The following is a 20,248-nucleotide window of genomic DNA, read 5'->3' as shown; positions in this document are numbered from 1 at the left end:
TTTTTAGATCGTTCTATTTTCCTTCTCTTTTTTATAATTATCATCCTCTTTTATTTTAGAACGCTTCACTTTCACAGCAGTCTGTATAAATAAGGAGTTATCTGATAAAATAGTAAAAGAAAAGGGAGTCGTTCGTAGAAATCCGAGTCTAGGAAATTAAAATTTAAAACTTTCGGCTCTGACGTTTTATACCTAGTACTATTTAAACAGGAGGTTGAAATGGGAGACATTAATCTAAATGATTTGAAAAATAAAACAGCTGCTCAAGAACTTGTACAAACAGATCCTGAAGAACTTCGAGCAGAGGCAATCAAGGAAATTGCCGAAAAAAAAGAAATCCTTACACTAGAAGAGCGAAAAAAAGTTGAAGAAATAAAAGAAGGCATTAACCTTTTAGACTCTTCTCAGACTATAACATTTGGTGTGGGCGCTCAAAAAAATCTATCCGACTTTTCCGATACGATCCTTACAAAAATCCACAACAAAGATACCGGCGAAGTAGGTCCTCTCCTTAGCGAGCTTATGCTTCAGGTAAAAGATCTGGAAATCGAAGATCTCGAAACAAAAAAAGGCTTTTTTGATAATATTCCTTTCTTTTCTTCTTTCGGTAAAAAAATGGACCGCTTCAATGCGAAATACGAAACAGTAGAAATTCAAATCGATCGCATCGAGGATCAGCTGGATCAAGCAAGACTCCAAATGATGAAAGATATTGCTTTGTTTGATAATTTATACGAAAAGAATCTGGAATATTTTAACAATCTGCAGCTCTATATCATTGCAGGGGAAGAATTAATTGAAGAAACCAGGAATACAACCATTCCTAAACTGCGCCAAGAAGCAGTATCCTCCAACGACCCCATGAGCGCACAGCTTGTGAGAGACTTTGAAGACACCGTAAACCGTTTCGAGAAAAAAGTGCATGATCTTAAACTCTCAAAACAAATGAGCATCCAAACAGCTCCTCAGATAAAACTGATACAAAATAACGACAAAATGCTGATCGATAAAATCCAAACAGCGATACTAAATACAATTCCTCTATGGAAAAGCCAGATTATTATCGCTATCGGACTTCTGCGCCAAGAAAATGCATTAAAGCTTCAAAAATCTGTTAATGATACTACAAATGAGCTCTTAGTAAAGAACTCCGAAAAGCTCCGTACAAATACCATTGAAACAGCCAGAGAATCGGAACGCGGTATCATCGATATGGAAAGTTTAAAAAAAGTAAACAGAGATCTGATCGATACGATTCAAGAAACGATTACCATTCAAGAACAAGGCCGGGAAAAGCGAATCCAAGCAGAAAAAGAACTCCTTCTTATGGAAGAAGAGCTAAAGCAGTCCTTATTATCTGTACGCCGTAAGGATCAGTAAACCTCTGTGCTTGGCTTTGCTGTACCGCTTCTCTAAGGATAAATATATAGACATTAAACCAGGGCTGCACTATTTTTCTGCCCTGGTTTTTACCTGTCCTTTTCCTGTTATCCTTGACATTCTACAATTTTGTAACTATTATAAATATAGAATAAATGTGCAAAAAGGGGGGAATCGAATCATGAATACTTTTAATCCCGTTGTTGAAAAATTAAGAGAAAGCGGTATTCAGCCTACTCATCAACGGATTATCATCCTAGACTATATCATGAAGCAAGAGGGCCACCCTACTGCAGATGAGATCAATCGCGTCTTGCAAAAAGAGTCCCCTGCTTTATCTAAGGCTACCGTTTACAACACTTTAAAACTCTTCACTCAAAAGGGTCTTATACACATGATCGCCACCAACCAAGACGAAAACCGTTATGAAATCGCTGATCACCCTCATGGTCATTTTATCTGCAGCAAATGCAGCCATATTTACGATATAGAATTAAAACCGGATTCTGTACTTTCAGATGATTTGTCTGGATTTACCGTAGAAGATACCCAGCTTCTGATAAAAGGCATCTGCCCCAAATGCAGCCCGGATAATAAATAGCTTTCTTTACAATTCATAAAAATATTTACTAAAAATCTCTATGGGGCCTTAGAGATTTTTTTTGCCTACAATTTATCTATATTTATATTATACATACAACATATTTTTTATATTAACTAGACTTATGATTTCTTTTCCGTTAAAATACATTAGCAATTTAATTTTAAGGAGGAAAACATGAATATCTCAACTATTTACAAAGGCGTTCTCATCAGCTTTATCTTAGCTTTGCCTGCTTTTCTGCTAGGCTCCTTTTTTCCTATTATTGGGGGACCTGTTTTTGGAATTATCATTGGTATGATTTTCCATTCATGGATTGTTAAGTATGATGAATGGCAGCCCGGAATCCGTTTTACTTCTTCCAAAGTTCTACAACTGGCTGTAGTATTATTAGGATTTGGTCTTAACTTATCCGTTATATTAGAAACAGGGCAAGAATCCCTGCCGATTATAATATCAACGATTGCAACATCGCTTATAATAAGCTTTTTTATGCAGAAATCTTTGGCTATTCCTGAAAAATCTGCCATCCTTATCGGTGTCGGATCTTCAATCTGCGGAGGCTCTGCTATTGCAGCTACAGCTCCTGTCATTGAAGCAGATCATCGGGAAATCGCTCAAGTTATGTCGGTCATTTTCTTTTTTAACGTATTAGCTGCTGTTCTTTTTCCGTGGCTTGGAGGAATGATTGGTTTTGATACAACAAGCGGGCATGCTTTTGGAGTTTTTGCCGGTACTGCAATAAACGACACCTCATCGGTAACTGCCGCAGCATCTACTTGGGATTCTTTACATAATTTAGGATTTCAAACTTTAGATAACGCGATTACAGTAAAACTGACTCGTACATTGGCTATCATTCCTATAACTATCGTATTATCGATCCTTCAAAACAAAAAAGAAGGCAAACATAAGAAGCTCTCCATAAAAAGTGTAATACCGGCTTTTATCCTTCTTTTTATCGCGGCTTCTATTATTACAACCATCCTTGCAAGCTTTGGTTTTCATCCTCAGTTTTTCACAACATTAAAAAGCTTAAGCAAATTCTTCATTATTATGGCTATGACTGCCATAGGACTCAATACAAATATTGTTCAGATGATAAAATCCGGCGCAAAACCTCTTTTATTGGGATTATGCTGCTGGATTGGAATCACAGCGGTCTCTCTGATTCTTCAGCATTTCTTAGGTATTTGGTAAAGAAAAAATCTATTAACCCTAGGGTTAATAGATTTTTTTTATCTTCCTAATTCAATTACATTCGCAATTAACGCTTTGCAGCGGCCGCAGTCCGTACCTGCCGTTGTTTCTTCCATTACTTTTTCTACCGTGTCTGCTCCATTATTCACTGCATTTATGACTTCCTCCATAGAAACTCCTTTGCATCCGCAAAGAGAATCTAGTACTCCTTGAAGTTCGCTCTCGCAGCCTTCGCATTCGCCGCAGACTCCTGCCTGTTCCATAACTTCTTCTTTTGTACGTGCCCCTTCGCACATAGCTTTTCGGATATCCCCGTAAAAAATATTATTTCTAGTACAAATAACTCTAGGTGCTCCCATCAATTCTCCCCCTTATTTATAGTTTCTTTATTATTATAACAAATTTGTAACCGAATTAAAGCACTTTGCTATTATTAATATTTATTCCGAAGAAAATAATCTTTTATCCATTTGTTTAAATATTGTAAAAATTCTAATGCTCAAGTTTTAGGGATTAGACCTCTTCTTTCTATTTATAATTTATTAATCTCAGCTAAATTTCTTGCAATCTGCTCTGCAAGGGGTATACTATAGTTAAGTGTTAAATATATATCTGACAAAATACTTTTGTTAACATAAAGGAGGAAATTATGACAGTAGGCAATCTAAAAATACCTGGAAACATTGTGTTTGGCGAAGGAAGTTTAGAAGAATTAAAAAATCTAAAAGGTAAAAAAGCAATTATTATCACTGGCGGAAGTTCTATGAAGAAAGGCGGTTTTACAGATCAAGTTGATTCTATCCTAAAAGAAGGCGGCTTTGAAACATCTCTTTTTGATAAAGTAGAACAAAACCCTTCTGTAGAAACTGTATATGCTGGAAGAGACCAGATGTTGGAGTTCGAACCAGACTGGATTATTGCATTGGGCGGCGGATCTTCCATGGATGCTGCGAAAGCGATGTGGGCTTTTTACGAGCATCCCGATTTGACCTTTGAAGATATTGTCACTCCCGGCACCTGTCCAGAATTAAGAAACAAAGCAAAACTATGCTGTATCCCTTCTACAAGCGGTACCGCTTCTGAAATCACAGCATTCTCTGTTATTACAGATACAAAAAAACATATCAAATATCCGTTAGTTTCAGAATGGATGGTTCCAGATGTAGCAATTATCGATCCTTCTATTCCTGCGAAAATGCCTAAGAAAATCACAGCAAATACAGGAATGGACGTACTCGTTCACGCTACAGAGGCGATTGTATCCAGTGCTTCAAACGATTATGCAGATGCCCTTGCCATTCAAGCTGTGAAATTTATTTTCAAATATTTAAAACGAGCATATGACAACCCAGATGATATGGAAGCAAGAGAAAAAATGCACAACGCTTCTGCTATGGCAGGCATGGCCTTTACGTCTTCTGCTTCCTTAGGTATCGTTCACTCTATGGCCCATATACTAGGCGGCCGTTTCGGTATCACACATGGCTTGGCGAATGCGATTCTTCTTCCTTATGTTACACAGTTTAACCGAAAAGCTACAGATAAAGTTGCATGGATCGAAGAAGAATTAGGAGTGGAAGACTTCTCGAAAGCTGTTAAAGAATTAAACGAAAGCTTGAATATTCCGCTTACATTAAAAGATGCAGGTTTTGGTTTAGAAGATGAAGACAAGTTCGCTTCCGAACTTTCTGAAATGTGCGAAGTTGCCCAAGCGGATCCTTGTACATTCACAAATCCGAGAGAAACCACACCTGAGATCATTAAAGATATCTATGAACATGCCTATAAAGGTGAAAATATTACCGATTAATCAGCCCATCCTTTTTAAATCAATAAATAAATAAGAAGACCTCTCATAATTGAGAGGTCTTCTTATTTATTTCAGTTTTTCTTTATAATCCTGCCCCACAAAATCTCCCGTATTCGGGTCAAATTCCTGACCGGTGTATTCTGTACTGATTTTGATCTCTCCAGAGTGAATCTTGTCTTTTATTTCCAGAACTTTATCTTTTGTTTCCTGAGGTACTCTATCAGACATAGTGATCGCAACTACTTCTTTCTCTTCCAAGCCGATTGTATTCACTTCGCCCAGCTTTAATTTCCCTTCGCTAAAATCTTTTGCCGCATTGAAAATAGCGATACTGGAATCCGCTACAGCAGATCCGATAAAAACTTCATCTTCTTTTGTCCAGTCTATAACATTTCCAATTTCGTAGGTATCAGAAGCTTTTTCTTTAATCGCTTCTGTTGCGCCTGCTCTTCCGCCGTTAAGCATAGTATAGATTACGTCTGCTCCCTGTTCTAATTGCCTTGCTGCTGCATATTTGTTCAGTTCTGTGTCGTCTAAGTTTCCTGTAAATGTAGTATAAAACTCTGCATCGGGTCTCACGCTTATCAGTCCGTTATAGAATGCTGCCCGTGCATTTAACCCCGGCTGTGGCCATGCTCCTGACAAATGACCGACCTTTCCTGAATTCGACATATATCCCGCTAATGCCCCTGCTAGATAAGCTGACTGTTCTTGGTCTACTGAATAGCTTCCTAAATTTCCCCCTTTTACATTTCCTTGGATTACGATAAATTTCACCTCTGGAAATTCTTTGCTGACCACTTCTGCCGGTTTATTATTCTGTCCCCCTTGAGCTATTATAAGATCCGGCTTTTTCTCTGCCATCTCTCTCATCGCTCCTGTTAAAGCTTTTTCTTCTGATGTGGCAGACACATCCGATATGTAATTCACTTCAACATTTCCGATCTCTGCTCGGATCTTTTCATAACCTCGATAAGCCGCTTCCATAAATCCGTTATCATCCTTATTTCCTGGAATCAGAATCTCGATTTTAATTTTCTCTTTCTTTTCCTCTGCCTTCTCTTCTGCTGCAGTTTCTTGCTTCTGTTCTGATGTATTCTGCTCCCCGCAGGATACTGCCGTAACCATTAATAGAAATAGGAATAAAACTTTAAAGATTTTCTTCATAACGCTCCTCCTTATTATAAATTAAATATTTTTTACCCTTTCCTTATAAAAGATAAACGTTTTTCTTTTTTTTTAAATAGAATGATAAGCCCATTTCAGCTCTTCTCTTTACTTTAACGGAAACAAGAAGTATACTTTAAGATATCGTTTTCACCATTGTCTATTCTTTTGAACAATTCTAAGGAGACTTCTATGAATCATAAAGATGATTATTATATTCACTTAAGCAATATGCTGAAAAACACAGACTTTCAGGAAGCCCTTCCTTCCATAAGTCTTTTATACAATGTGTTCAGCTTGAAAGAAAGTATCGAAGATATGACCTTTTTCCAGAATATTATGGGTCTGAATGTAAATACAAACTGTTTCAAACAAAATAAAACACCGGTTTATATCCCCAATACAAAGGACCAGATTTTTATTCAGTATATTTTTGAAGAAAAAGAAATCCATACTGACAATATCCTCTATATCTATTTAGGAAAAGAATCTATAAACACTTCAGCCCCTATAATCCGCCGATCTTCTCCCTCTTTCTATAATGAATTAGAAAAAGCGGTTCTTTCGAAGGCTTTGAAAACAATTGGCTTATCCAAAGAAAATGAGCAGGAGATACTGTATATCCATCAATATCTTTCTAATATGGTAGGTTTTCAGTGGAGCTTTGATCAAAGTCCATATCATCTGGAATTAGAAAAAGAGATCGGGTTATTCGAAAAAAAGTTTGATACTTCTAACAAAGAACTCCTTCAAAAGTATAACTCTCTTTTTTATAAAAACTATCCTCGAAACAAAGAAATCAACGACTTTAATAAAAAAGAATTTTCAAAAGCTTATTTCATTGTAAAAGAACTCTTGGAAGAAGAGATGTTTTCCCTGGAAGAAGGCAGAGATCTCCTTCATTTAAACAAAGAGGGAAAAGTTATCGTTTCAGATATTCTTTTTAAAAACAATGACTCTTGGGAAAAACTGCATTTTAATATTAAGGAGAAAAACAAAAAGATTCGTTCTGATGAAGACTATTTCTACCTCCATTATCTCTATAGTGTTTTAAAAGAAAAATCCAGCAGCACTGGCGCCACTGTTAATTTTGAAGGCTTTAAAGAAAAGGAAAATGAGCTTGAACTAGATATCAGCTTTTCAGAATATAGAACCACAATCAGCCATTCGAATTATTATCTTTATCTCTTAACAAACAGCATCCCTCCAAAAAAAGATTATACAGATCCTCTTTCTAAGATTCAGATTAAAAACTGGATTAAAGAAAGAACCTTCTTTAAACAATGGAAGAAAGACTTAAAAATGTTTCTATCTGCTCTCGAAAATAAAGAAACTTCCAGCTCCTACTTTTCTATGGGCATTTCTTTCGCTCTTTTATTTAAGGAAAAAGACAACTATGTCGTTTTAATCCGGCAGCAGAGAAAACACGCAAATGTAATAGAAGGCTATAATGTTATGCCTTCGACTATTTTTCAAACAGGAAGCTCCTTCTATGAAAAGCTGAAAAACCAGAAACTATCCAAGGAAGACCTGCCCTTATTGCTGGAAGATCTTAAGATCGACCATTTCCTCATACGGGAATTGATACGGGAAATCTTTTTAGGCGGAGGAGTTCGGGACTTTTCCTATAACATTCCCTCCTATCATACAACTCTGCCTGCATCCGCTAAAGAAAATTTATCTCCCAAAGACTACAGCGATTATAAAGTAAAAGACCTGCACATCTATCATCGTTTGGTAAATTCTATGGATCTGTCTCTTCCTCTGAATATAATTGGTATTGCCTTGGATCCCTTAAGACTTCGTCCAGAAATAATGGTTATGGTTCCTATAGAAGACGAAACGATCTTAGAAGATTTAAAGAAATTCGAATTCGATACAAAGGCTGATTTTATCAATCTGAACGAAAGAGATATCCGCTATCTGGCTTTGGAGATGGAAAAAGATTTCGAAAAATCTCTGATTCAAAACGAACTTCCCGGAAAAGAAGGGGCAAAACATTATTCGGGAACTGGAATACGTACTATAGAAAAATCATTTAATCTTCTTAAAAATAAAGGAGGAAATCATGAGCAGTAATTCTTCGATTATTACGGATTTTCATAAACGCCGAATCTACTTTAAAGAGTTAAAATACTATGCAGATATGGTAGAAAACGAAAAAAACCTCGTTATTGATACACAAAACACCTTTGAGTTTTTTATTCATAATGTGGATACCTTCCAAGGGGAAAATGTAATCATCAGCTTAAGCATTCTTCGAAAGCTGGATTATAAAATCAGCCAAGATGTAGGCATCGACAATACTGTAGATGATTTTATGAAACTATATCATTATAACGACAAAATATCCGAACTGAAGAAGCTCCCCAGATTTTTAATTCATGTAAATGAGTTTACCTATATTATAAAAATGGAGGACGAAATCCTTCTCTTCTACCAAGTACTCAACAATCTGGAACGCAGATCTTCCTTTGTAAAAAGCTGCCCGATTCATACTCATAATCTGGAAAATTATTATATTATCCTTCTCGAAAGCGGGACAAAAAATTATATCGGATACAAATACGGTGTTTTAGATATTCTAAACGAAGAATATGAATCTTATAAACAAGGATATGATTCCGTCGCGAAGGATATTATACTTTACGGATTCGATTATATACAAAAAATGATCGGTTTAAGGAAAATTGGAGATCTTATTATTTCCGATTCCGAAGAACTCCGCCAGCTCATGTCTATCATTAAATCCATCGAGCGTTATTATGTTTTAATCCAGTCCGGCAAAAAAAGCTTAAAACCCTTAAGCATTGTTGTTTTCGGACCTCCTGGAAGCGGAAAATCTTTTAAAGTAAAAAACATCGTCCGTTATTTTGCTTCCAACAAAAAACTGGAAGACAAGGGCATCTATACGATCAATGTTTCCCAGCTCAATAGTGTAGAGGACTTTTACGAAAAATTAGCAGCAATGGATGATGAGAACCCTGGAATCAAATTTGTATTTATCGACGAATTCGATGCAGCTTATGAGGGCGAGCCGAGGGGCTGGCTGAAATATTATCTGTCGATCATGGAAGACGGTGAATACCCCTCCCCCCATAACGAAATTCAAAATCATAGCGGGGGAAATATGAGAAAAATCAATAACTGTGTTCTCTTTTTTGCCGGAGCCACTTCCACCTCCTTTAAAAACTTCTTTCCGAAAACCAAAGAAGAACTTCTCACTTTCCAAAATATTAAAGGAACGGATTTTGTCAGCAGAATCAAGGGAGCTCTCGATATTATTTCCCTGAATCAGAACAATCTGGAAGATAAATCCTATATTATCCGAAGAGCCATCGTCCTTCGCTCTGCCTTGGAAGAATATGCCCGTGATATTCTCGATGATAATAATAAAGCAAGAATTTCCGATGCACTCATTGATGCATTTCTTTACGCATCCAGCTACAAAAACGAAGCCCGCTCTTTTATGAATATTGTAATGACCAGCAATATCTACGACAATTATTATTCCATCTCCTCAATTCCTGATGTAAGGCAGCTGGCTCTTCATATCGATGCGGAAAACTTTTATTCCCTTATCGACAGCAATCTAAAAAGAAGATTTGGACAAAATGATAAATAATCTAAAAAAGGAAGTCCCGGCAGGATTTCCTTTTTTTAGATTATTTGATGCAAAATCTTTGATATATCATCATAAATAATATAGTCCATAGACTTGTCTTTTTTAGTCGGTTCTTCGTTGATTAGAATCATCTGCCGGCCCTTATAGTGTCTTAGAAGACCTGCAGCAGGATACACAGCAAGGGAGGAACCGCCGATAATAAAGGTGTCCGCTTCTTCTACAGCTCTTTTCGCCTTTTCGATTCTATGGTTATCCAAGGGTTCGCCAAAAAGCACCATCTCCGGACGAACGATACCGCCGCAGCTGTCGCATTTTCTGATCCCTTCCTTTTTCAAATACCAGGAAGCTTCGTATCGTTCTCCGCAGCTTTCACAATACTGTCTTCCGTGGTTTCCGTGAAGTTCTATAATATTTCTAGAACCTGCCTTTTGATGAAGACCGTCTACATTTTGTGTGATAATTGCTTTGAGCTGTCCCCTGTCTTCTAATTCCTTAAGGGCATAATGAGCGGAATTAGGCAGCTTTGGTGTGGATTTCAAGCTGTTGCGGTATTTTCTTAAAAACTCCTCTTTGTTTTCTTCGTAATAACGATGGGTGAGCATCGATTCGTTGGAGTATTTTCCGTAGCTTTTCTTTCGATAAATCCCATTTTTCGACCTGAAATCCGGAATCCCGGAAGCTGTAGAAACACCTGCTCCCCCGAAAAAAACAATGTTTCTGCTGTTTTTGAGGATATTCTTGAGAATATCCAGTTCCTGTTTCTCTATAATTCTTTTCAAACCTTTTCTTTTCATATCTCATTCCCCATTGAGTTATTATGCTGTTCTTTCATCTTTTGAACCGTTACTTCAACAGTTTCGGAAGCAATCTCAATCTGGTTGGGATACTTGTTCAGCTCTTCTAAAATCCTTGTTGACAGCTGGTCTCTGATTATTCTCCTTTCATCAAATCGTACTAAATATCTCAGACTTAATTCAATAAAATTATCATCAAAAACCAAAAATACCTGCGGTTCTAATTTTGTATTCTCAACTTGAAACCTTCTTCTCATCATTGTCCACTGATTCTTAGCGTCATTAGATATATCTCCTATATATTCGCAAGCAGTCTCTAATAAAATCTTGCGAACTTTCTCTGTATCGCTGCCAAAACGAACCGGAACTTTTATTTCATCCCATACATAGGAAAAATCTGCCGAATAATTATAGACAGGCTGAGTAAAAATAAAACTGTTTGACACTCGTACAATCCGTCCATTATACTGATCTCCGCCTACCCAGTCTCCGATTTCCATGAGGGTTGTTCTTACAGCTCCTAGATTAATCACATCCCCCTTAATACCTCCCAAGAGAACACGATCTCCTACCTTAAAGAAATCTCCAAACATAATGGCTATCCATCCGGCAAAACTGACAATGACTTCCCGCAAAGCAAAGGCCAGCCCTGTACCCGTCAATCCTACGATCGTGGCCATATTGCTGAAACGATCCCCGAAAACAACTAAGAAAAGAATGACAATTCCTATTAACGTTAAAAATCTTCCGCCTTTTTTAGCCAAATACCATCTATTTCTGTTGTATAGCACAGGATACAAATAATCCAATACTTTCTTTATTACAAAATAAATTATAAATGAAACAATTATAAAAAAGAATATCCGAAAATAAATCGGATCAAGGTTTTCTAAAAAATTCATCTTCTCACCCCGCCGCTTATAATTTTTTCATTTCCATATAAGAAATACAAAAGAGAACAATAATCATCTCTTCAATATCTTCTTTATAAAAAATCCACTCTTCCTTTTCTTTAAACATGCTTACATTCCTTTGACAGAGGATTTTTTCATCCTCAATCACCCATTGAATACTATGGAAGGCTTCACCTTCTATAGAGATATTTCTATTGAAAGGATAGTATTTCATAAAATAATGATCTTTGTCTCTGCCAGCTTCCATAGTCTGCTGATTGAAATAAACCATAATTCTATCTTCTCTAAATCTTCCCGGTATAATTCTCGCTAGTATTCTGCCTTTCATGTTTTTTATATGATATTGGCATTTGCTCCCCTTTAACTGATATACTTGATAATTTTCTTCCGGAGCCTCTCCGAAAATGGTATAAAGATGCTGCCCTTTCATTCTGTTTTTGCGAAAATGATAAATCCTCATACTTTTTCCTTTATTCCCTATGTCTGCTGCGCTGGTACCTTTCTTTAAAAGCGCTCTTTACTGGAGTCTTATAAATCGATAAAACCCTAGAAAAGCTGAAAGCTATTCTAGGGTTTTCTTTTAAAATCAAATTCTAATTATAATACGAATGGATCTTCTTCCCAATCAATAAAAGATTTCGGATCGTAATCTGTTTTGATTTCTTCCCATTCTTTCTCAGACATATCTTCGCTTGGTACATTTAGATCTGGATGAAGATTGTTTGCTTTTTCGTTTCCTTCTTTTGAAGTTCTCATATTTGCAGTTTCTAAATCTACATCGTCAATATTAATACCTAGGGCTTTAGCAACACCTTTTCCGTAATTTTCATCTGCTGCATAACAGTTTGCAATATGGCGGTGTTTAATCTGTAATGTAGAATCTCCCATATTTCTCGCTGTGTTTTCGCAAAGAACCTGCTGCTGATCCTCTGTTAAACCTCTAAAGAGCATTCCCGGCTGAGTAAAGTAGTCGTGATCGTCCTCTCTGAAATCATAACGGTATACATCTCCTCCTGCTTGTTTTGGCAAAGCTGCATGAGGGAACTCTGTCCAGTTTCCATAACTGTTCGGCTCATAGTGGTTCTCAGAACCTAAGTTGCCGTCAATTCTCATTTGTCCGTCTCTATGGAATGTATGAGGATTTTTTACACCCTTAGGGCTGTTAACAGGGATTTGGTGATGGTTTACACCTAAGCGGTATCTTTGGGCATCTGAATAAGCGAAAAGTCTAGCTTGAAGCATTCTATCTGGAGAAAAACTGATCCCCGGAACAACATTAGAAGGAGCAAATGCTGCCTGTTCGATTTCCGCGAAGAAATTTTCTGGATTTTTATTTAATTCAAATTCTCCTACTGGAATAAATGGATAGTCTTCTTTCAACCACATTTTTGTCAAGTCGAAAGGATTGTTTTCCATAGCATTTGCCTGTTCTTCCGTCATAACCTGAATATATACTTTCCATTTAGGGAATTTTCCTTTTTCAATCGCTTCGTATAAATCTCTTCCTGAACTTTCACGGTCTTTTGCAACAACTTTTTCAGATTCCTGATCTGTAAAGTTTTGGATTCCCTGCTCAGAACGGAAGTGGAATTTAACCCATACTCTTTCATTATCTTCGTTGATCAAAGAATAAGCATGGCTGGAAGATCCGTGCATATATCTAAAGGAGCTTGGAATACCCCGGTCAGTCATTATGATCGTAACTTGAAGCAGCGATTCCGGCAAAGATGTCCAGAAATCCCAGTTTGTATTCGGACTTCTAAGACCTGTACGTGGGTCTCTCTTTACCGCATGATTTAAATCGATAAACTTCATCGGATCTCTAAAGAAGAATACAGGAGTATTGTTTCCTACTAAATCCCAGTTTCCTTCTTCTGTATAGAATTTAAGAGCAAACCCGCGGATATCTCTTTCTGCATCCGCCGCTCCTCTTTCTCCTGCTACAGTAGAGAAACGAGCCAGCATTTCTGTTTTTTTGCCTACCTCAGAAAATATTTTTGCTTTTGTGTATTTTGTAATATCATGGGTTACTGTGAATGTACCATGAGCCCCCCAGCCTTTTGCATGCATTCTTCTCTCTGGAATCACTTCTCTGTTAAAATGAGCGTGTTTCTCGATCATCCAAAGATCCTGAAGAACAGTGGGTCCTCTTTCGCCTGCTGTCATAGTATCTTGATTGTTATCTACAGGAGAGCCGGCAGCTGTATGAATTCCTGTTTCTTTCCCTTTTGTATCATTTTTACTAGGGAGATTTTCACCTAAGCCATTTTTATCCATCGGATCTTTCATGTCTTTATCCATATCTTTTTTCATATCCTTATCCATATTTTCCTCCTTCTTTTGATTGATTTTAATTTTATATCTTCTCTTATATTATACCCAATCGAAGAAACATTTTCCATCTTTAAGTAAATTCCTCGGTATAATTATATATATCCCATTTTGTACTATTTTAAGCCTTTTAAAAAAATAAGCTTTAAAATTTGCCCATAAACAATAACCAGCTCCTATCATCGGCCGTGTTTGATATAATAGGATTATCTAAGAAAATTCATAAGGGGGGCATTATGAAAATAAAACAGACTATCCGACAAATACAAATTATTATTCTATTGGTTATTATTGCAGTCTTTATTCGAAAAGTTGTGATAGAGAATCTGTTTGCGCCTCCCTCCCCTCGGGAAACAAACACAGCTATCCTTGAGGAAAAAGATTATAAATCCACAAGTATCTACGTCTATAATCTTACAGACGAAGAGATTCTCTATACAAAAAACAGCCAAGAAGAACAAGCGCCAGCTTCTTTGACAAAGCTTATGACTATTCTGGTAACATTAGAAAATGTTTCTGATTTTGATCAGCCCGCACCTATTGTCCCAGAGGTATACCAGAGGATGGTCCGAGACAATGCCTCTATGGCCGGTTTTGTTTCAAATGAAAATACCAGCTATAATGATCTTTTATATGGTACAATGCTTCCTTCCGGGGGAGAATGCGCAGGGTCTATGGCTTATCATATAGGCGGCTCTACAGAAAATTTTGTAGCAATGATGAATGAACAAGCAGCTGAACTGGATCTCTCCCATACCGCTTTTAAAAACCCCGTCGGACTGGATACAGAAGGTCACTATACCAGTGCGGAAGATATGGCGAATATTTTCAAAGAAGCCTTAACCTCTGACAAATTCAAGGAAGTTCTTTCTACAGCTTCTATAAAATCCTCCAGTACCGTAAACCACCCGGAGGGCCTTCTTATGGAATCGACTTTGTTTAAAGAACTCCCGAAATATCCCCAAAATGGTTTTAAAATTATAGGGGGAAAATCCGGGACTACATACGATGCCGGCGTCTGCTTGGTTTCCTTAGCAGAGAAAAACGACAAAGAAATCATAACAGTGGTTATGGGCTATCCTTTTGAGTTGATTACCGATCCTGGTGACGGGCACATTGTCGAAACGATCGATATACTAGAAAATTTGGAGATATAAATTCTGCAGAGATGAACGGGTATATAAACTATAAGGAGGATTCCATCATGAAAAACAACAATAAAGAAGTTTATTTTGTAGAGTATGACCGTTATCCCAACAAACCTTTAGCATTGCTTCAGGACTTATACCAAGACACCCTCAAATACGATCTCGACTATACAAAAGGAGACAGGCTTACTATCAGTATGCAGTCAGGAAACGCTGCAGCAGACGAAGAGTATCAAGCAAAACTGGAATGGCTTTTCCTTCACGGCTATCTGAACTACCTGTATGATAATCAAACAAGAGAATCGGATAATCCCTTCAGTGCTGTTGTGACCCTTACACCGAAAGGAATTGAAGAAGCTTCCGAAAAATAAAAAAGACAGTGTGCTGGAATTTCTCAAATTCAGCACACTGCTTTTTTTATTTTATCGTTCTCGATATTTAATTATATTTTAGTTGACATTAGAATACTGTTTTGCCCATGTTTCATCACCAGTGCTTATATCAAACTTTTTAAAGTTTCTTCCTTTTCCTGCATATAGTTCAAAGGAATATTTAACGCCACGATTAAAGGCTTCTCCTTGATAGATCGTTTCGTTGCCATCATATTTAAAATCGATTTTTTGAACAAAGGTATTTTTCTTCCCAGACTGTGCAATCACTTTTTTTGCTGCTTCATCCATCGTTATAAATTTAGGAAGATCTCTGTTAAACTCGTTCCATTGGTTATCATTTCCAGTATCCCATTTCACAAACTGTCTTGTTCTAGCATTGATTTCAAAGACCACTTTCTGTCCCTGCTTTAATGCCTCTCCTTTATAAAGAGGATTTGTTTCATCATAGGTGTATTCGATTTTCTCAATGATTCCGCCAAAACGATCGATTACCATTTTCCGAGCCTCTCTTGCAGAAAGCCTTTTTTCTTGAACACTCGCTGCCTGTACTGTATTCACTGAGTTTGCTGAATCCAGGTTTTTTACCTCTGTATCTGCGAAGGCTGGGCTTATAGATCCCAATACCATAGCCGATGCTAATGCTAATGCTGCTGTTAATAATTTTCTTTTCATTGTTTCCTCCCAAATTTTAATTATTATTTAATGCAACTATATTATACCCCGCCACCTTGCAAAAGCACTAGTATTAGCCTCTAAATTCTCCCATTTGTAAAGGCTTGTTCATAATTGTTTTTGTTTGTGAAATGCCTTAAATAAAGATAAAAAAAGGGACCTTTTTTTACCTTTATGGTCCCCAAATTGAACATAAGCCTTGTATCTATTACATAGGGCAAAATATATCTGCCTGATAAATAATAAATTATTTTATATATGAATATAATTTATCATTTTTTCTTCACTATAAATCCTTAAACATCTCCAGCTGGTCCGAAATTTCTTCTGTGACTTCTACAACTCCTAGATATTCTCCATCTTCGCCTCGGACAGCATAATAACGAATCAGCTCAAGTCGATTCCCCTTTCGCATGGGTACAATCATCTCATCTTTTTTGCCGCTTTTAAAATCAGCGATCAGTTCTTTAATAACAGGAATGAGCTGTGGAGGATGGCAGAGATACAGGTCTCTTCCCAGTATGGTTCTTGTTCTTGTAAATACCTGATGCTTGCCCTCTGAATAATACCTTACAATATCATCCTTATCTGCGTAGGTTAGATCTGTTGGAAGGGTGTTGAGCATAGCTTCCAGTTCCTTAGGATAAAAGCTACCGCTTGAAATCTGTATCTTGTCTTCTTCCATAGCTCGTGTTTTCATTTCGCCTTTTGTCTTCTCAGAAAGCCATGTGTTGGCATCGGAGTTCGATGCGCCTTCTATCCCCTGATTAAAGACATAGCCCATATGAACACTTTCCTGAGCCGCTAAAATAAAATCTTCCTCTGTCAAATAATCCAAAATCATAGGCACAAGAATTTTGTCTTCTTTTTCTATCATTTCATAAACTTGAGTTAATACTCTTTGACTGACAAGTTCAACCCTTTTAACCATAATATCGCCCTTTAGAGAATCAGATAGTTTGCCGATAAGATCACGGATCACATCATCAACCCCCCACATGACCTGTGGAGGTGTCGTAATGCCTGCATTTTCCAGATAAGGGAAAAACAGATTCTCTTTTCTATCATAATGGATACCGACTTTTTTAAGTTCTTCCACTTGTGCCCTGAACTCTTCTAAATTTTTCTCTTTTTGGTCTGCAAGAAAAGCCTCTAGTGCCGGATTATATTTTTCTTCAATAAATTTTTCAAGTCCTCTGTTCTCTCCCATAAAAACAAACACAGGATGTCCATAGGAAACTTCTTTTTCTTTTAATTTTCCACTGAAAAGTTCTGTATGAGCCGTACTTAAACGCTGGATTTCATCTACGGGAATACTGGATCCTTCTAATAGATCCTCCGCTTCTGCAAGCTCCTTAGAAGAAATCATACCTTCCATTTCTTGAACCTTTTTCTTTAAAACGGCTATATCTTCTCCTTTGTGAAGTTCCAAAAGGATATCTTTTATCAATTCTTTATTCATATACAATCCTCCTATCTATTTATTATAACCTGTATTCTCTTTTCCGCGAATACTTATTTTAATACTAGGACAACCATCCATTAAAATACCCCTAAATCCTTATTCGGATTCAGGGGCGCCTTTTATTCTTGGTCTTTTCTATTTAATTACAAAGAGTCTCGATTTTCTTCTGAGACCGATCCTTTTCTTCCCTTAATACACCATCTTCCATAATATACACATGGTCGCAGTACTCGATCAAACGTGTATCGTGGGTAACCATAATCGTCGCCTTGTTCTTGCATTTCGTTTCTTTCGCTAAGATTTCCACCACTTCAAAGGCTCTTTCCGAATCCAGACTCGCTGTCGGTTCGTCTGCCAGTATAATAGAGGGATCATTGTATAAAGATCGTGCAATCGCAACCCGCTGGCGTTCTCCTCCAGACAGCTCGTCCGGATATTTATTAGCCAGATCGGCGATATCCAGCTGTTCAAATAGATCTTCTTTTGATTTTTCCCCTTTTCTGCCATTTACTTTATCTACAAGAACCAGCTGATCTTTTACTTTCAAAAAAGGAATCAAGTTTGATGCTTGGAGTATAAATCCCATTTCTTTAAAACGCAGTTTCGCTCTTTTCTTCTCTTCTACTTCGCTGAAAGGGTTGTCGTTGATTAATATTTCTCCTTCTGAAGGAGATTGAAGCCCCCCTGCTAATGTTAAAAAAGTAGATTTCCCAGAACCGGAAGGTCCGATTATAGCCACAAAACTTCCCATCTCTACTTTAAGATTCGTTTCTTTCAAAGCTTCTATTATATTATTTCCGTCTTTAAATTGTTTTTTCACATTTTTAAATTCTATAGCACTCATAGTCTTCCTTTCTACCCAATCGCTCTTAATGGATCAATCTTCACAATAGCTCTAACCGAGAAAAACGCCGCCAGTATTGCTACAATAAGCATCAATAAACTGATCGCCCCTAAAAACATCGGATTGCTCTGGAAGGGAACCGTGCTCGGTAAAAATATAGAGGTTAAATAGGTTCCTCCTAGCCCCAGCAAAATCCCTGCTGCAGACAAAATAAAGGTCTGTGCGATAATCGATTTTGCAATAAAAGCGCTGGAAATCCCTTGGGCTTTCATTACACCAAATATATTTATTTTCTGCATGGTGAGCACATAAATAAATATCCCGATTACAATAGCTGCTATAACAATTAAGAAACCTATCATAAATCCAAAGGTCAATACTTGGGCATTATAGCCGGGCAGATTGTTAATAAAACTTGAGATACTGATGTTTTCCATATCGTCAGGGAAAGAACCCACATCTCCCTTTACCACTACACCGCTTAACCTTGCATTTTCTGACAAATCTGTTTTCTCAAAACGGACTTCCTGATAAGCAGGAATTGAAATATAGAGAACAGGAGAAACATTAAACTTTGCATCTTCCGTAAATCCTACGATTTCAAAGATCTTCTTATTGCCGGAAAGCTTTATCTTGTCTCCGATATCTACCTGATATTCGTCCTTGAGGCTGATATCCGCTACCGCCTGAGCATCGGATTCAAAAGCCTTTCCTTCTATAACCTCCGGCATAATAAACTCATCTTTATTGATCCCGAAAAAGCTTACAGTGATCTTCTCTCCATCTTCATTTCCTTCTTGAGTTACCACTCCTGGAGTTTGTGCCAACAGAGCTTTTTCATTTCCTTCCACTTCCTCTAAATTTTTTCTGGGAACCATGGACATACTTAGATTCGAATTCGATTCTTCTGCAAGTAAAATATAATCTGCATCCCATTTATCTACAGCCGTCCGATTATCTAAAGCTAAACCATAAGCCAGACCTGTAAGAAAAAACACCAAATAAGCAATCAAAAACACAAGACCGATAACTAAACCGTATCTTAATTTTGAATGAATAATCTCTTTTATTGCTAAAAACATATATACCTCCTACTTATCGTTTGATAAGCTTATAATACCACGTTCTTCTATAAATGGATATATTCATTTCAAAAAATGTCTTCTTTTTTCTAACTGGCTTTTTGTTTGTATCCGCTCTTTCAACTGTGATAAAATAAATAGAGTCTAAGAAATATAAAACATAAGTAACAAAAGCTTCATCTATTTTACGATGCTTTAGATAAGGAAATGATATTATGAAATCTATGCGAGAAAAAATACTGGAAACAGCAGAAGAACTCTTTATGAGTCAAGGCTATAAAAAAACATCTACAAGACAGATAGCAGGTATATTAGGCATTACACAGCCGAATTTATATCATCACTTCAAAAAGAAAGAAGATATATATGTTGCGATTATGGAAACTCTTTCGAAAGAGGTTTTCGAAAATTTAGAAACTATTCGCCTTTCTGAGGACTCTACGGTTAAAAAACTTGAGAAAATGATGCTCTACCTTCATGACCGCCACCCCTTTGATATCAATACGATGATGCATGATATTCATTATAATCTTTCAGAAAATGTAGCGGAGGAACTTTATTTCTTATGGAAAACTTCCTACGTTCAGTCCTTTATGGCACTCTTTGAGGAAAACAAAGCTCACCTTCGAAAGCATATTGATATTGAAACAGCAGTCCATCATCTTTTCGTCCTTCTTTCCCGCTATCTGGAACCGGAGTGGAAGGGAAAAGATGTCCGTAAAGAAATACAGAACGGAATTGACCTGTTTTTATACGGGATTTTAGAAAAGCATCAAGACTCCGAAACTTAATATTTTATCTAGATATTTAATAATTTTCATCT

Annotated in this window: 19 protein-coding genes; 9 read left to right on the top strand and 10 right to left on the bottom strand. The window is 37.0% G+C overall.

The annotated features are described in order from the left end of the window. The first annotated feature begins 219 nt into the window (after window positions 1-219). From ACTQ46_RS04155 to ACTQ46_RS04145, 3 genes are all read left to right on the top strand, one after another. Window positions 220-1,380 (top strand): toxic anion resistance protein, encoded by a 1,161-nt coding sequence (locus ACTQ46_RS04155; protein WP_441747662.1) that lies wholly within the window; start codon window positions 220-222, stop codon window positions 1,378-1,380. A gap of 181 nt (window positions 1,381-1,561) precedes the next feature. Then, window positions 1,562-1,981: a Fur family transcriptional regulator gene (locus ACTQ46_RS04150; RefSeq protein WP_441747661.1), complete on the top strand. Its 420-nt coding sequence runs from the start codon at window positions 1,562-1,564 to the stop codon at window positions 1,979-1,981. Between the two features lie 177 nt (window positions 1,982-2,158). Beyond that, window positions 2,159-3,181, top strand: coding sequence for a YeiH family protein (locus ACTQ46_RS04145; RefSeq protein WP_441747660.1), 1,023 nt, complete (start codon window positions 2,159-2,161; stop codon window positions 3,179-3,181). A 38-nt stretch (window positions 3,182-3,219) separates the two neighbouring features. Here ACTQ46_RS04145 and ACTQ46_RS04140 read toward each other — a convergent pair whose 3' ends face one another. Beyond that, window positions 3,220-3,540, bottom strand: coding sequence for a (2Fe-2S)-binding protein (locus tag ACTQ46_RS04140; protein WP_441747659.1), 321 nt, complete (start codon window positions 3,538-3,540; stop codon window positions 3,220-3,222). Between the two features lie 290 nt (window positions 3,541-3,830). Between ACTQ46_RS04140 and ACTQ46_RS04135 the strand changes: the two genes are divergently transcribed. After that, window positions 3,831-4,991 (top strand): iron-containing alcohol dehydrogenase, encoded by a 1,161-nt coding sequence (locus ACTQ46_RS04135; protein ID WP_441747658.1) that lies wholly within the window; start codon window positions 3,831-3,833, stop codon window positions 4,989-4,991. Window positions 4,992-5,057: 66 nt separating this feature from the next. Here the strand turns inward: ACTQ46_RS04135 and ACTQ46_RS04130 are convergent, their stop codons facing one another. Then, window positions 5,058-6,158 carry a BMP family protein gene (locus ACTQ46_RS04130; RefSeq protein WP_441747657.1) on the bottom strand — a complete coding sequence of 367 codons (1,101 nt, stop codon included), beginning with the start codon at window positions 6,156-6,158 and terminating at the stop codon, window positions 5,058-5,060. Window positions 6,159-6,350: 192 nt separating this feature from the next. Here ACTQ46_RS04130 and ACTQ46_RS04125 point away from each other — a divergent pair, with 192 nt between their 5' ends. Then, a complete protein-coding gene (locus tag ACTQ46_RS04125; RefSeq protein ID WP_441747656.1) occupies window positions 6,351-8,237 on the top strand; it encodes a hypothetical protein in 1,887 nt (628 codons plus the stop codon). Continuing rightward, the gene (locus ACTQ46_RS04120; RefSeq protein ID WP_441747655.1) at window positions 8,227-9,783 is read left to right on the top strand and encodes an AAA family ATPase; all 1,557 of its coding nucleotides are present in this window, start codon (window positions 8,227-8,229) and stop codon (window positions 9,781-9,783) included. The genes ACTQ46_RS04125 and ACTQ46_RS04120 overlap by 11 nt, the downstream gene beginning before the upstream one ends. Before the next feature lie 35 nt (window positions 9,784-9,818). Here ACTQ46_RS04120 and ACTQ46_RS04115 read toward each other — a convergent pair whose 3' ends face one another. From ACTQ46_RS04115 to ACTQ46_RS04100, 4 genes are all read right to left on the bottom strand, one after another. Next, window positions 9,819-10,577 (bottom strand): NAD-dependent protein deacylase, encoded by a 759-nt coding sequence (locus ACTQ46_RS04115; RefSeq protein ID WP_441747653.1) that lies wholly within the window; start codon window positions 10,575-10,577, stop codon window positions 9,819-9,821. Continuing rightward, the gene (locus ACTQ46_RS04110; protein ID WP_441747651.1) at window positions 10,574-11,479 is read right to left on the bottom strand and encodes a mechanosensitive ion channel family protein; all 906 of its coding nucleotides are present in this window, start codon (window positions 11,477-11,479) and stop codon (window positions 10,574-10,576) included. Before ACTQ46_RS04110 ends, ACTQ46_RS04115 begins: the two co-directional genes overlap by 4 nt. Window positions 11,480-11,495: 16 nt before the next feature. Beyond that, window positions 11,496-11,951 (bottom strand): hypothetical protein, encoded by a 456-nt coding sequence (locus tag ACTQ46_RS04105; protein WP_441747649.1) that lies wholly within the window; start codon window positions 11,949-11,951, stop codon window positions 11,496-11,498. Window positions 11,952-12,088: 137 nt separating this feature from the next. Continuing rightward, complete coding sequence (locus ACTQ46_RS04100; RefSeq protein WP_441747647.1) at window positions 12,089-13,816, bottom strand: catalase; 1,728 nt, start codon at window positions 13,814-13,816, stop codon at window positions 12,089-12,091. 242 nt (window positions 13,817-14,058) lie between these two features. Here ACTQ46_RS04100 and ACTQ46_RS04095 point away from each other — a divergent pair, with 242 nt between their 5' ends. Together ACTQ46_RS04095 and ACTQ46_RS04090 are read left to right on the top strand one after the other, a co-directional pair. After that, complete coding sequence (locus ACTQ46_RS04095) at window positions 14,059-14,979, top strand: D-alanyl-D-alanine carboxypeptidase family protein (protein WP_441747645.1); 921 nt, start codon at window positions 14,059-14,061, stop codon at window positions 14,977-14,979. Between the two features lie 47 nt (window positions 14,980-15,026). After that, window positions 15,027-15,341, top strand: coding sequence for a hypothetical protein (locus ACTQ46_RS04090; protein ID WP_441747644.1), 315 nt, complete (start codon window positions 15,027-15,029; stop codon window positions 15,339-15,341). A 78-nt stretch (window positions 15,342-15,419) separates the two neighbouring features. Here ACTQ46_RS04090 and ACTQ46_RS04085 read toward each other — a convergent pair whose 3' ends face one another. From ACTQ46_RS04085 to ACTQ46_RS04070, 4 genes are all read right to left on the bottom strand, one after another. Beyond that, complete coding sequence (locus ACTQ46_RS04085; protein ID WP_441747642.1) at window positions 15,420-16,034, bottom strand: PepSY domain-containing protein; 615 nt, start codon at window positions 16,032-16,034, stop codon at window positions 15,420-15,422. Window positions 16,035-16,320: 286 nt separating this feature from the next. Continuing rightward, window positions 16,321-17,496: a DUF438 domain-containing protein gene (locus ACTQ46_RS04080; protein ID WP_441747640.1), complete on the bottom strand. Its 1,176-nt coding sequence runs from the start codon at window positions 17,494-17,496 to the stop codon at window positions 16,321-16,323. Between the two features lie 142 nt (window positions 17,497-17,638). Further along, the gene (locus ACTQ46_RS04075) at window positions 17,639-18,343 is read right to left on the bottom strand and encodes an ABC transporter ATP-binding protein (protein WP_441747639.1); all 705 of its coding nucleotides are present in this window, start codon (window positions 18,341-18,343) and stop codon (window positions 17,639-17,641) included. An 11-nt stretch (window positions 18,344-18,354) separates the two neighbouring features. After that, window positions 18,355-19,425 carry an ABC transporter permease gene (locus ACTQ46_RS04070; protein WP_441747637.1) on the bottom strand — a complete coding sequence of 357 codons (1,071 nt, stop codon included), beginning with the start codon at window positions 19,423-19,425 and terminating at the stop codon, window positions 18,355-18,357. A gap of 215 nt (window positions 19,426-19,640) precedes the next feature. Between ACTQ46_RS04070 and ACTQ46_RS04065 the strand changes: the two genes are divergently transcribed. Further along, window positions 19,641-20,216: a TetR/AcrR family transcriptional regulator gene (locus ACTQ46_RS04065; RefSeq protein WP_441747635.1), complete on the top strand. Its 576-nt coding sequence runs from the start codon at window positions 19,641-19,643 to the stop codon at window positions 20,214-20,216. The last annotated feature ends 32 nt before the right edge of the window (window positions 20,217-20,248 follow it).

The sequence above is a fragment of the Gallicola sp. Sow4_E12 genome (assembly GCF_052116305.1).
In the GTDB taxonomy this organism is placed as follows: Bacteria; Bacillota; Clostridia; order Tissierellales; family Peptoniphilaceae; genus JBQKLI01.
The sequence above is the reverse complement of the archived record's forward strand: the minus strand, read 5'-3'. Positions and strand labels throughout refer to the sequence as shown.